11 protein-coding genes are annotated in these 12,454 nt (G+C 63.3%); 5 read left to right on the top strand and 6 right to left on the bottom strand.

Annotated elements, in window-relative coordinates:
- Positions 1–9: 9 nt before the first annotated feature.
- Positions 10–936 (bottom strand): ABC transporter substrate-binding protein, encoded by a 927-nt coding sequence (locus AB8A33_RS03625; protein ID WP_439091457.1) that lies wholly within the window; start codon positions 934–936, stop codon positions 10–12.
- Between the two features lie 100 nt (positions 937–1,036).
- Here AB8A33_RS03625 and AB8A33_RS03630 point away from each other — a divergent pair, with 100 nt between their 5' ends.
- Together AB8A33_RS03630 and AB8A33_RS03635 are read left to right on the top strand one after the other, a co-directional pair.
- Positions 1,037–2,023: a fumarylacetoacetate hydrolase family protein gene (locus AB8A33_RS03630; RefSeq protein WP_439091458.1), complete on the top strand. Its 987-nt coding sequence runs from the start codon at positions 1,037–1,039 to the stop codon at positions 2,021–2,023.
- Between the two features lie 141 nt (positions 2,024–2,164).
- Positions 2,165–2,941 carry a cyclase family protein gene (locus AB8A33_RS03635; RefSeq protein WP_439091459.1) on the top strand — a complete coding sequence of 259 codons (777 nt, stop codon included), beginning with the start codon at positions 2,165–2,167 and terminating at the stop codon, positions 2,939–2,941.
- A gap of 193 nt (positions 2,942–3,134) precedes the next feature.
- Here the strand turns inward: AB8A33_RS03635 and AB8A33_RS03640 are convergent, their stop codons facing one another.
- The 5 genes from AB8A33_RS03640 to AB8A33_RS03660 form a co-directional block, all read right to left on the bottom strand.
- A complete protein-coding gene (locus AB8A33_RS03640) occupies positions 3,135–3,878 on the bottom strand; it encodes an ABC transporter ATP-binding protein (protein ID WP_439091460.1) in 744 nt (247 codons plus the stop codon).
- Positions 3,859–5,658 (bottom strand): branched-chain amino acid ABC transporter ATP-binding protein/permease, encoded by a 1,800-nt coding sequence (locus tag AB8A33_RS03645; RefSeq protein ID WP_439091461.1) that lies wholly within the window; start codon positions 5,656–5,658, stop codon positions 3,859–3,861. Before AB8A33_RS03645 ends, AB8A33_RS03640 begins: the two co-directional genes overlap by 20 nt.
- Entirely contained in the window at positions 5,658–6,515 is an 858-nt protein-coding gene (locus tag AB8A33_RS03650) for a branched-chain amino acid ABC transporter permease (RefSeq protein WP_439091462.1), read from the bottom strand. Before AB8A33_RS03650 ends, AB8A33_RS03645 begins: the two co-directional genes overlap by 1 nt.
- Before the next feature lie 21 nt (positions 6,516–6,536).
- Positions 6,537–7,736, bottom strand: coding sequence for an ABC transporter substrate-binding protein (locus AB8A33_RS03655; protein ID WP_439091463.1), 1,200 nt, complete (start codon positions 7,734–7,736; stop codon positions 6,537–6,539).
- 336 nt (positions 7,737–8,072) lie between these two features.
- The gene (locus tag AB8A33_RS03660) at positions 8,073–8,858 is read right to left on the bottom strand and encodes an SDR family NAD(P)-dependent oxidoreductase (protein WP_439091464.1); all 786 of its coding nucleotides are present in this window, start codon (positions 8,856–8,858) and stop codon (positions 8,073–8,075) included.
- A 91-nt stretch (positions 8,859–8,949) separates the two neighbouring features.
- Between AB8A33_RS03660 and AB8A33_RS03665 the strand changes: the two genes are divergently transcribed.
- The 3 genes from AB8A33_RS03665 (at position 8,950) to AB8A33_RS03675 (ending at position 12,004) form a co-directional block, all read left to right on the top strand.
- Positions 8,950–9,435: a MarR family winged helix-turn-helix transcriptional regulator gene (locus tag AB8A33_RS03665; protein ID WP_439091465.1), complete on the top strand. Its 486-nt coding sequence runs from the start codon at positions 8,950–8,952 to the stop codon at positions 9,433–9,435.
- A gap of 97 nt (positions 9,436–9,532) precedes the next feature.
- On the top strand, positions 9,533–11,272 hold the full coding sequence (araD, locus tag AB8A33_RS03670) for an L-arabinonate dehydratase (RefSeq protein WP_439091466.1): 1,740 nt from the start codon (positions 9,533–9,535) through the stop codon (positions 11,270–11,272).
- Between the two features lie 12 nt (positions 11,273–11,284).
- Positions 11,285–12,004: a ribonuclease activity regulator RraA gene (locus tag AB8A33_RS03675; protein ID WP_439091467.1), complete on the top strand. Its 720-nt coding sequence runs from the start codon at positions 11,285–11,287 to the stop codon at positions 12,002–12,004.
- Positions 12,005–12,454 lie beyond the last annotated feature (450 nt).

Consider the following 12,454-nt stretch of genomic DNA (forward strand, 5'->3'; position numbering starts at 1 on the left):
CAGTTCGACCTATTTCAGAATCAGTTTGTTAAGATCGAGCTTGGTCTCGAGCATCTTCTGCGACGACATGACGTCGATCCACCATGCCAGTTGCTCGGGCTTCAGCACCGGCTCCGACTTGTTCGGCGGCGATGCCTTCACCAGTTCGATGGTCTGTTTGGTGAATTTGGCGATTGCGGCTGAGGTCTTTTCCTTATCGCTGTTCACGATCGCCGAACCTTCGGCGATGGCAGCGCGGAATTTCCTGACGGTGTCGGGATTCTTCTCGGCCCATTCGCGCGAGGCCGCATAGAAGATGATCGGCTCTGTGCGCTCGAGTTCCGACGCGTAACGTGCGCCGATGCTGCCGCTGCCGGCCGCCAGCATGCGCGATACGGTAGGCTCAGCGGTCAGCACGGCATCGACACCGCCGGACTTGATGATGTCCGGCATGGTCGGGAAGGTCACTTCGACGAAATTGACCTTCCTGGGATCGACACCCTTGTCGACCAGCCATTTGACGAACAGCACGTGAAGAAACGCACCGAGGCCCGGTGCGCCGACCTTCTTGCCGATGAAATCCTTCGGCTCCTTGATCGTGATGCCGTTACGCACGAAGGCGGTGATATTGGCGTTCGATGTCGGGCTCATCACCGTTGCGCCGGCGACTGCGACGAGATCGAGGCCGCCGTCGGCAGCCTGCAGGAAGACGGTGGAGGTCGGGCCGCCGATCTGGATCGAGCCGGACAGAATGGCTGCCGGGATATTGGAGTTGATGCCGATGGGAATCATCTCGGCATCGAGCCCGTGCTTCTTGAAGATGCCTTCATCGACCGCGACCATCGCCGAGGCGCAGTCCGTTGTTGCAGTGCAACCGATCTGGAGTTTGCTCTGAGCCTGCGCGGCGCTCGCCGCCGTCAACGCAGCCAGCATGGCTACGGCCATTAACCGGGTCATCGTCGCCTCCGTTGCAGACAATCTTTGCGATCGCCTCTTGTTTATCGATATTTTTTTTGATCATATATATTCCCTAAGAACAAGCAAGAGGGAGAAGCCTGTGAAGCTCGCGACATTTCGCGCCAATGGCCAGGACAAGGTTGGTGTGGTGCACACCGACGATACGAAACTGTTCGATCTCGCCGCCGCAGCCGGCCGTAATGGCGGAAATCCCGCCTTCGGGTCGATGCTGGCGCTGATCGATGCAGGTGAAGGCGCGCTCGATGCCGCGCGAAAGGTTTTCGACAAACACGGCAGCGACGCGTCGTTGTCAGTGAGCGTCGCCGGTGCCGATGTTCTGGCGCCAGTGCCGGAGCCGCGCCAGTGCCGCGACGGCATGTCGTTTCCGCTTCATATCCTGCAGGCGCCGCGTGGCCAGCTCAAGCTCGCTGCGCGGGCCAAGAACGACATGGCCGAACTGGCGCGGCTGGATGCCGAGCCGCTCGGCGAATTGCCCGAAGTCTATCGTCGCCAGCCGATCTACTACATCACCAACCGCTTCAGCGTGCGCGGCACCAACACCACGGTGAACTGGCCGCGCTACAGCAAGGTGATGGATTACGAACTCGAATTCGGCATCATCACCAAGAACAAGGGCGCGAATATTTCCGCGGCCAAGGCGAAGGATCACATCTTCGGCTACACCATCTTCAACGATTTCTCGGCGCGTGACGCGCAGCGGCTGGAGATGGAAGGCCGGCTTGGTCCCGCCAAGGGCAAGAGCTTCGATGGCGGCAACGTGCTGGGCCCGTGGATCGTGACGCCCGACGAGATCGGCGATCCCTACAAGCTGAAGATGGAATGCCGCGTCAACGGCAAGGTGCGCTCGTCCTCGACCAGCGAGGGCATGCTGTTCTCCTTCGAGGAGATCATCGCGCATGTGACCAAGGACGAGACGCTGATGCCCGGCGAATTCATCGGCTCCGGCACCGTCGGCAACGGCTGCGGCCTCGAACTCGGCTGGTATCTCGAACACAATGACGAGATCGAGCTCGAGGTCGAGAAGATCGGCGTGTTGAAGAACAAGGTGGTGCGGCAGGACGTGTGAGCTTGTTGAAGCACTGACCTCTCACCACGTCATGCCCGGGCTTGTCCCGGGCATCCACGCCTTCGGTGCTTACGACTCAAGACGTGGATGGCCGGGATAAACCCGGCCATGACGAAAAACTGAGAACCCCGAGGAAATCCCATGTCCCGTCGCCTCATCGATATCTCCGTACCCCTGCAGAACGACGTCCCTGCCGATCCGCCGGGCAATCATCCCACCATCAGTTATGTCGATCACCAGCAGGGCCTGCCGCGGATGCTGCAGTTCTTCGACGGGTTGAAGAAGGAAGACCTGCCGGACGGCGAGGGCTGGGCGGTGGAGCTGGTGCAGCTCTCGACCCATAACGGCACGCATCTCGACGCGCCCTATCATTTTCATCCCACGATGAATCGCGGCGAGCGCTCATGGACCATCGACGAAGTGCCGCTGGAATGGTGTTTCCAGCCGGGCGTGAAGCTCGACTTCCGGCATTTGCCGGACGGCTATGTCGCAACCGCCAAGGATGTCGAGGACGAGCTCAGGCGTATCGGCCATACGTTGAGCCCGCTGGAGATCGTCGTCGTCAACACCTCCGCCGGCGTCAAATACGGCCAGCAGGACTACGTCACCTCCGGCTGCGGCATGGGCTATGAGGCCACCATGTATCTGCTGGAGCGGGGCGTGCGCCTCACCGGCATCGACGGCTGGAGCTGGGACGCGCCGTTCGTCTATACCGCGAAGAAATATGCCGAGACCAAGGATGCCAGCCTGATCTGGGAAGGCCACAAGGCCGGTCGCCATATCGGCTACTGCCATCTCGAGAAGCTGCACAATCTCGAACAACTGCCGTCCACCGGTTTTATGGTGTCGTGCTTCCCGGTGAAGATCGAGAAGGCATCGGCGGGTTGGACGCGGGCGGTGGCGATTATCGATAGTTGAACATCGCGAGCGCAAGCTGCCTCACACTGTCATTCCGGGGCGCTCGCTCTTCGCGAGCGAACCCGGAATCCCGAAATGTTCAGCGCTGAACACATCGAGATTCCGGGTCTGCACTCCAGCCTGCTCCGCAGTCTTGCGTGCATCCCGGAATGACGAGTGTGTGGGGTAGCGCAGCAAGCAGCGCCGCGCTCCACTACACTGCCACCGCTTCCTCATGCCCGAAATAGGCCCGCTCCAATCGCTGCGGCAGGTTCGCTTCCGTTGTCGCGGCTTCCAGCACGATCCGCCCCTGCGACAGCGCGTAGACGCGGTTGGCCGCAGCCAGCGCTTTCTCCACCAACTGCTCCACCAGCAGCACGGCGGTGCCTTGCCTCTGCAGCTGCGCGATCACCGTCAGCACGCGGTCGACCAGCACTGGCGACAGACCGGCAGATGGTTCGTCCAGCATCAAGAGGCGCGGGCGCCGCACGAGGCCCTGTGCCACCACCAGCATCTGCTGCTGCCCGCCCGAGAGCGACGCTCCGCGCTCATGGCGCTTCTCGGCGATCTCCGGAAAGAACGACAATGCCTCATCGACACGCGCGTTGCGTTCGCCGCGCGGCAGGTCGTAGGCCGCGAGCAGCAGGTTTTCGGTCACCGTCTGCTGCGTGAACACGCGGTGTCCCTCGATCACATGCACGAGGCCGGCGCGCGCAGCCTCGCGCGGCGTGCCATTGCTGATGTCGCGGCCGTCGAAACGGACGCTGGCGGCATTGACCGGCAACAGGCCGGAGATCGCGCGCAGCAAGGTTGATTTCCCGGCGCCGTTGGGGCCAAGCAATGTCACCACCTCGCCGGCGGCGATATGCAGGTCGATGCCATGAAGCACGCGGATCTTGCCGTAGCCGGATTCCAGCGCGGTGACCCTGAGCAGCGGTTCAGCCTCCGAGGTAAGCACTGACGACCTCCTTGTGAACGCGGATTTCGGCCGGCGTGCCGGCGGCGAGGATCTTGCCGAGATTGAGCACCGTGACCTGATCGCAGATGTCGAAGATCAGGTCGGCATGATGCTCGACCAGCAGCACGCCGGTGCCGCGGCGGCTGATGGCCTTGATCAGTGCGCCGAGTCTTGTGATTTCGTCGCTGGAGAGGCCTGCGGCGGGCTCGTCTAGCAGCAGAAAGTCCGGCTGCAGCATCAGGGCACGCGCAATCTCGATAAAACGCAATTCGCTGTGCTGCAGGCGATCCGCGCGCACATCCGCCAGCGCCTCCAGCCCGACGACGCCGAGCATCGCGCGTGCCTGTGCGGTGAGCTTGCGTTCGTCGCGATGATGCCGCGGCAGCGACAGCAGCGCCTCGGCAAATGTCGCTTCGCCCTCGATGGTGCCGCCGACCATCACATTCTCGAGCACCGAGGCTTCGCCGATCACGCGCGGCGTCTGGAAGGTGCGGGCGATGCCCTTGCCCGCGCGCAGCTCGGGCACCCCCGGCGGCAGCGCGTCATCGCCGAGTGTGATGCTGCCGCCCTTGGCGGCGTAGTAGCCGGAGATCACGTTCAGCGTCGTGGTCTTGCCGGAGCCGTTAGGCCCGATCAACCCGTGGATCTGGCCGGGCTTCACGTCGAGGTCGAGGCCATCGATGGCCCGCACATTGCCGAAGGTGAGCACCACATCGCGCAGTGTCAGCGTCTGCGCACCGGCCGTCTTGCGCAGCACTTCGGAGAGCCCCGCGATGCGCGGCACGATGGCGCGATTGCTGGCGAGCGGACGTCTGCTCTTGAAGTCCAGCAGCGCTGCAATGCCGCCGGGCATCACCAGCACGATCAGGAGCAGCAGCACCGCATAGAGGAAGGTCGACCACGCCGCCAGTGGTGCGGCGATCTCCGGCAGGATGGTGAGGATGATGGTGCCGAGCATCGGCCCCAGGATGGACCCGCGGCCGCCGATCAGGATGGCGATGAAGAACAACACAGAGAGATCGAAGGTGAAGGCGTCCGGCGTGATATAGGTCTGCAGGCTGGCGAAAAGCCCGCCGGCAAAGGCCGCCATGGCGCCGGCGAGCAGGAAGATCGACACCAGCAATTTCGGCTTCGAGATGCCGGTGGCTTCCGCCGCCACATCGGCGTCGCGGATCGCGATCAGCGCGCGGCCGAACCGGCTATAGGCGATATTGGCGCTGAGCCAGGTCGCCACCGCCGCGAAGCCGATGCACAGATAATAGAATCCCCACGGCGTGTTGAACGGCGCGGAGAATTCCGGCCCGACGATGCCGATGCCGCCGCCGGTGACGCTCTGCCAAGCCAGCGCGATCTGCGTCACGATGGTGGCGAAGCCGAGCGTGGTCATGGCGAAGTAGAAGGTGCGCAGCCGCATCGCTGGCAGGCCGACGATCACGCCGAACACCGCGCCGACGCAGCTTGCGATGATCAGCGCGCCATAGATCGGCATCGGCGGCAACACATTGCCGGCGGCGAGTACGCTGGTGGTGTAGGCGCCGAGCGTCAGCAGCGCTACATAGCCAATGGCGAGGTGCCCGGCGAAACCGACCACGAGATTGAGGCCGGCGACCAGCACCCAGTAGATCGCGGCACGCGTGCCGATCAGCGCCCAGTAGTCGTTGCTGACGAAAGGCAAGACCATCGCCAGCGCGAACACGCCGAGGAACGGCAGCAGTGCCGGCAGCACGGAATGTCTGGTCGTGCTTTCGTGCGATGTCGGGATATCGGTGATCGCCGTCATCACACCCTCCGCGCGGTTGCGGAGCCGAACAGGCCCGAGGGCGCTGCCAGCAACACGATGATGAAGATCGCGAACACCGCGACCGACGAGAAGATGCCGCCGACCAGGAAATTCGCCGCCTGCTGGAACAGGCCGAGCGCGAGGCCGCCGATCAGCGCGCCGCGATTGTTGCCGAGGCCGCCGAGCGCCACCGGCACGAAGCCGTAGAAATTCAGCAGCGCGCCATTGGCGAAGAAGGCCAGCATCAGCTCGCCGCCGGCAAAGCCGGCCACGCCGCCGATCACGCCGGCCAAGGCGTAGCTCGCCACGCGCAGGTTGCGTTCGGGCAGGCCTAGCGCACGCGCGGCGAAATTGTCCTCGGCGATCGCCATGAAGGCGTGGCCGACGAGCGTCTTGCGATAGAGATATTCGAGGCCGAGAATGGTGAGGCCGCAGGCCACCACCGGCAGCCAGAATTTCTCGTCCCACACGCCGGTGCCGAGGCCGACGATGCGCGGGAACGGCTGCGGCTCGGTGCCCCATTTGATCGCGGTGACCTGCTGGATCATCAGTGCCAGCGCCAGCGTCGACAGCACGTAGAGATGCTGTTCGAGGCTCTTGAGCACCGGCCGCACCGCGACGAATTCGGTGATGACGCCGATGATCGCGCAGGCGATCAGTGTGAGGGCGAAGCCGACCAAAGTCGGCATCCCCATTTTCAGCATGAACAACGAGCCGAACACCCCGCCGAGCATGGCGAGCTGCCCGGCGGTGAAGCTCATCACCCGCGAGGTCGAGAACATCGTGTTGTAGGTGATGCCGACGAGCGCATAGATCGCGCCCGCCGCGAGACCTGAAGCTATGATCGAGCCGAGCATGTGTGTCGTCCTCGCGCCGGTCTATGAGTAGCCGGGGGCGAGGGCGAAGGTGCCGTTCTTGGCGGAACGCGCTTCCGACATGACGATCTCGTCGGTCGGATAGCCGTTATGCTGGGTGGGTGAGAACGAGTAGTTGCCGAAATAGCCGGGATATTTGGTCAGCGAGTTCCAGTATTTGACGATGCCCTCGCTGTCGGTCGATCCGCTGGCCTCGACAGCCCTGGCGATCAGTTCGACCGCGTCGATACCGCCCGCGATCCACCACAGCAGCGTGTCGTTGAGCGGCACCTTGGCCTTGTTCAGGCGATCAACAAGATCCTGGCTCTTGGCAGGCAGTTTGCCGGCTGAATCGTAGCTGCAGCTCTTGTAGCCGATGGCATAGACCTTCTCCCAGTTCGCGGGTTTCTCGATCAGGCTGGCGAGTTCGCCGGATGCCAGCGACGGATGGCCGACAAAGGCAACGTCCCAGTTCATCGACGCGCGGGTGTTGAACATGCGCGCTTCCATGCCGGTGGAGACGCTCCACACCACGATGACCTGCGCAGCGGCATTCTTGGCGCGCAGCATGTCCGGCGTCATGTCGGGCTGTGTCGCGTCGATATTGGCGCTGTAGACGACATCCGCGCCGTCTTTCTTGAAGGCCTCGACCGAGGCCTTCACAGCGGTGACGCCGTAGCCCGTGGTGTCGCCGATGACAGCGATCTTGCTGACTTTCAGCACCTTGAGACAGTAATTGCGCACCGCGTCGTCCCACTGGCCGTTGGACGGCGCGATGCGAAACGCAGCGGGGAATTTCGCGGGGTCGATCAGCGTATCGACGACGCAGGGGTGTAGGTCGGGCATCTTGGCGCGTGCCATCAGCGGCGTCGTGGCCAGCGCTTCGCCTGAATTCACCGGCCCCCAGATCGCATGGACCTTGGCCTGGCTGATCAGTTCCTGCGTGGCGTTGACGGCCTTGGTCGGATCGCCCTGCGTATCCCGCGTGATGATCTCGATCTTGCGGCCCTTGACGCCGCCGGCGGCATTGATGGCTTCCGTGGCAAAGGTGACGCCGCGGTTGAAGCCGACGGTTGGCGCCGAACTCGGTCCGGTCATGGCTGCGAGCCAGCCGATCTTGATCGGTTCGGACGACTGCGCAATGGCGGGACGTGCGAGTGGAATGGTTGCTGCGCCGAGTGCGCCGGCGCCGCCCAATAGAATACCACGACGAGAAATGCTCATCTTGACTTCCTCCCTGTGTTTTCCCCTTTGCGGTGCCTGTCATTGATGCAGGCATCCGTTTCGTCCGCCCGGTCGTTGCCGGATTATGTGTGTGATGTCGTTGGTCGGTCAGATACTCCGGATCGTCACGACATGCGCCGACGTCGCGCGGTGGCAGCATGCGACGCGCAGATCCATCTCCATCGCCTCAGGCTGACCTGTCGCGGTGGCTTTGGCAATCGGCTTGTGATCTTTGACGATGGCAAGGACGTTGCCAAGGGCCTGGCCGTTGCAAGTCACACGGTGCTGATCTGCAGTCCTGCTCGTCTGTTGCAACGCAATGATGCGCGAATGTCGTCAGGTCGCGCTGAAGCCGCCATCCGCCGATAACACATGGCCGACGATGTAGCCGGCATCGTCGGACGCGAGCCATACCACGGCTTCCGCGACTTCATGCGGCTGGCCCATACGCCGGATCGGCAGGCCGGCTGCGACGGCCGACATGTCGGCGATCCCCGAGGCCAGCATCATGTCGGTGACGACGCGGCCCGGCGCCACCGCATTGATGCGGATGCCGCGGGGCCCGCATTCCATCGCCGCCGAACGCATCAACGAGATCACCGCGGCTTTCGAGGCGGAATATAGCGCGAGGCCGGGATTGGGATTGCGGATGCCGCTCACCGAGGCATTGATGACGATGCGGCCGCCGCCATTCAGTTCCATGGCCTGGATCTGATGCTTCAGGCCAAGAAACACCGAGCGGACATTGGCGTCGAACACGGTGTCGTAGACCGCGCTGGCCTGCTGCTCGATCGGCGCGCGCCGTTCCTGATAGCCGGCATTGTTGAAGGCCACATCGAGCCGCCCGAAACGGGACATCACGGCCTGCACCAGACTGGCGACCTCGGCCTCCTCGGTCACATCGGTGCGGACGAACAGCGTCTTGGCGCCGAACCGGCCGCAGTCTTCGGCGGCGGCCTGCCCCTCGGCCTCGCGACGGCCTGCGATCACCACTGCAGCTGCGCCTTCCTGCGCCATCTGCAGCGCAGCCGCTCGGCCGATGCCGGTGCCGCCGCCGGTCACGAGGCAGATGCGTCCGGTCATGCGGTCGCGGGGGCGGAACTGGGCAGCGCTGGTTGTCATGGTCATTCCTTGCACGGACCGTGCTAACACGGTCATTATTCGTCGCCAGCAATATAGTTGTATCATGCAACTATCGTCAAGGAGCCTGCGATTGTCTGATATTGACGCCGATTTGATTGATCACATCCGCGCCGCGTCGCGTCTGATGGTGCGCGAACTCGGTTTCATGCAGGCAACGGTTGCAGCGACCGACTATCCGCCATCGGCGGTGCATACGCTGCTGGAGATCGGCGCGCGCGAAGCGATGACCGCGGTCGAATTATCGGCGTTTCTCGGGCTGGAGAAATCCAGCGTCAGCCGGATGATCCGCAAGCTGATCGACGCCGGTGAGCTGAAGGAAGCCGCCAGTGCCGGCGACGGCCGCGTCAAGCGGCTGTTACTCACGGCCAAGGGGCGGCGCACCCGCGAGGCGATCGAGGCCTATGGGCAGCGGCAGGTCACCAACGCCTTGCAGCAACTGGCCCCGGCCGAGCGCCAGAAAGTCGCCGACGGTCTCGCGCTCTATGCCGAGGCGCTGGAAGCGCATCGGTTGGCAGACGGGGAGACGCCGGACCGGACATTGGCCAGGCGGTCTTGAACCGCTACAGTCGAATCCGGCACACTCGACCGGCTTGACTGGTTCGCATCGTGCAAAAGTAAGTCGTGCCAAAGCAAAAAGAAACAGGGATGGAATTATGCCGGGCCACAAGAAGACCCCCGATCAACTCCGCAGCGCACGCTGGTTCGCGCCGGACGACTTGCGTGCCTTCGGCCACCGCTCGCGCGCGATGCAGCAGGGCTATGCACCGGTCGAGTGGAAGGGGCGCCCTGTCATCGCGATCCTCAACACTTGGTCGGAAGCGCAGCCGTGCCACATGCATTTCAAGACCCGCGTCGATGACGTCAAACGCGGCATCCTGATGGCTGGCGGTTTCCCGATGGAGCTGCCGGCGCTGTCGTTGTCGGAGAGCTTCCTGAAGCCGACCACGATGCTCTATCGCAACATGCTGGCGATGGATGCCGAGGAATTGCTGCGCGGCCATCCCGTCGATGGCGTGGTGCTGATGGGCGGCTGCGACAAGACCACGCCGGGCCTGCTGCTCGGCGCTACCAGCGCGGGCTATCCCGCGATTTATCTGCCGGCCGGCCCGATGTTGCGCGGCAACTGGAAGGGCAAGACGCTAGGCTCCGGCTCCGACGCCTGGAAATACTGGGACGAACGCCGCGCCGGCAAGATCTCCGACAAGGAATGGGTTGAGGTCGAGGGCGGTATCGCCCGCAGCTACGGCACCTGCATGACCATGGGCACGGCGTCCACGATGACCGCGATTGCGGAATCCATCGGCATGACGCTGCCCGGTGCCTCGTCGATCCCTGCGGCTGATGCCGGCCACATCCGCATGGCCAGTGAATGCGGTCGCCGCATTGTCGAGATGGTGTGGGAAGATCTGACGCCGCAGAAGATCCAGACGCGCAAGGCCTTCGAGAACGCCATCACCGTGGCGATGGCGATGGGCTGTTCGACCAATGCGATCATCCATCTGATCGCGCAGGCGCGCCGCGCCGGTCAGGACATCGGCCTCGACGATTTCGAGATCGCCAGCCGCAAGGTGCCTGTCATCGCCAATGTGCGGCCGTCCGGCGACACCTATCTGATGGAGGATTTCTTCTATGCCGGCGGTCTGCCGGGACTGATGAGCCGCATCAAGGAGCATCTGCATCTCGATGTGATGACCGTCACTGGCAAGACGCTCGGCGAGAACATTGCCGATGCCGAAGTCTATAACGACGATGTCATCCGCACGGTGAAGGACCCGATCTATGCGGAAGGTGCGCTGGCGGTGCTCAAGGGCAACCTCGCGCCCGATGGCTGCGTCATCAAGCCGTCAGCCTGCGAGCCGCGCTTCCTCAAACATACCGGCCCGGCCATGGTGTTCGACGACTATCCCAGCATGAAGAAGGCGATCGATGACGAGAGCCTCGACGTGACAGCCGATCATGTGTTGATCCTGCGCAATGCGGGTCCGCAGGGCGGGCCGGGCATGCCGGAATGGGGCATGCTGCCGATCCCGAAGAAGCTGGTGAAGCAGGGCGTGCGCGACATGGTGCGCCTCTCTGATGCGCGCATGAGCGGCACCAGCTACGGCGCCTGCATCCTGCATGTCGCACCGGAATCCTTTATCGGCGGTCCGCTGGCGCTGGTCGAGAATGGCGACATGATCACCCTCGACGTCGATGCGCGGACGATCAATCTCGATATTTCCGATGCCGAAATGGAAAAGCGTCGTGCAGCGTGGAAAGCCCCGGAACGCAATTACGAACGCGGTTATGGCTGGATGTTCACCAAACATATCCAGCAGGCCAATGAAGGCTGCGACTTCGACTTCCTGCGCACCGACTTCGGCGCGCCGGTCAAAGAACCCGTGATTTATTGAGTGAGTGATCCCATGACCAGGCTCAGCGACGCGACCCGCGCCAAACTCAAGACCATCTCCACCGCCACCGTGGCCACCGCGCTCTACAAGCGCGGTTTCCGCAACCAGTGCATCCAGGATGTTCATCCGCTCGGACCCAACCAGCCGACGCTGGTGGGCGAGGCCTTCACGCTGCGCTACATGCCGGCGCGCGAGGATCTCAACAAGCTCGACGTGTTCAGGGATCGCTCGCATCCGCAGCGCAAGGCTGTCGAGGATTGCCCGCCCGGTGCCGTACTGGTGATGGACAGCCGCAAGGATGCGCGTGCGGCGTCCGCAGGCGCGATCCTGATCAACCGTCTGGCGCAGCGCGGCGTTGCCGGTGTCATCACCGATGGCGGCTTTCGCGATTCCGCTGAAATCGCCAAGCTCGGCTTCCCCGCCTATCACCATCGTCCGAGCGCACCGACCAATCTGACGCTGCATCAGGCCATCGAGATCAACGGCCCGATTGGCTGCGGCGACGCGCCGGTGTTTCCCGGCGATGTGATCCTCGGCGACAGCGACGGCGTTATCGTCATCCCCGCGCATCTCGCCGACGAGATCGCCAATGAAGCTTTCGAGATGACGGCCTTCGAGGATTTCGTCACCGAACAGGTGCAGAAGGGCAAGGGCATCTTCGGGCTCTATCCGGCGACCGATGAGCAGACGCTGGTGGATTTCGCCGCATGGCGGACAGAGAAGGGGCGGTAAGGCGCGTGAAGGCGGCGAAGGCTCTGGAGGGCGAACCTTAGCCACTCCACTTGGAGCGGCGGGGAATCCCGACCCAAGCTCGTCATTCCGGGGCGCGCGTCGCCGGCGAAGCCGGCAGAGCGCGAACCTCAGCCATTCCGATTGGAATGGCGGGGAATCCCGAAGTGTTTTGCGCTGAACACGTCAAGATTCCGGGTTCACGTGCGCGAAGGCGCGCCCGCGCCCCGGAATGACAGCTTGGGCGAGGAAGCGCCATCAAACATTTTTTCCTATCTTCTCTTGACAACATCCCTATCAGGTTTATATTCCCTTTGTCCTGCCTCACCGAGAGGGGCGATCGCGATCGTCACGTTCGCGGGGTGGGATGCGGTGGACGCCGGAGATGCGGCGTTACGCGGTTCATGGGTGACGTCTGTCTTCGGGCAGGACGGATCTGCGCCAGCACTGCCA

The sequence above is a fragment of the Tardiphaga sp. 813_E8_N1_3 genome (assembly GCF_051811025.1).
GTDB lineage: Bacteria > Pseudomonadota > Alphaproteobacteria > Rhizobiales > Xanthobacteraceae > Tardiphaga.

What these genes read in the sequence shown, in the direction of transcription:
- AB8A33_RS03655 (WP_439091463.1), bottom strand. Translation starts at nt 7,736, where the DNA reads ATGAGCATTTCTCGTCGTGGTATTCTATTGGGCGGCGCCGGCGCACTC.
- AB8A33_RS03645 (WP_439091461.1), bottom strand. Translation starts at nt 5,658, where the DNA reads ATGACGGCGATCACCGATATCCCGACATCGCACGAAAGCACGACCAGA.
- araD (WP_439091466.1), top strand. Translation starts at nt 9,533, where the DNA reads ATGCCGGGCCACAAGAAGACCCCCGATCAACTCCGCAGCGCACGCTGG.
- AB8A33_RS03675 (WP_439091467.1), top strand. Translation starts at nt 11,285, where the DNA reads ATGACCAGGCTCAGCGACGCGACCCGCGCCAAACTCAAGACCATCTCC.
- AB8A33_RS03660 (WP_439091464.1), bottom strand. Translation starts at nt 8,858, where the DNA reads ATGACAACCAGCGCTGCCCAGTTCCGCCCCCGCGACCGCATGACCGGA.
- AB8A33_RS03635 (WP_439091459.1), top strand. Translation starts at nt 2,165, where the DNA reads ATGTCCCGTCGCCTCATCGATATCTCCGTACCCCTGCAGAACGACGTC.
- AB8A33_RS03650 (WP_439091462.1), bottom strand. Translation starts at nt 6,515, where the DNA reads ATGCTCGGCTCGATCATAGCTTCAGGTCTCGCGGCGGGCGCGATCTAT.
- AB8A33_RS03625 (WP_439091457.1), bottom strand. Translation starts at nt 936, where the DNA reads ATGACCCGGTTAATGGCCGTAGCCATGCTGGCTGCGTTGACGGCGGCG.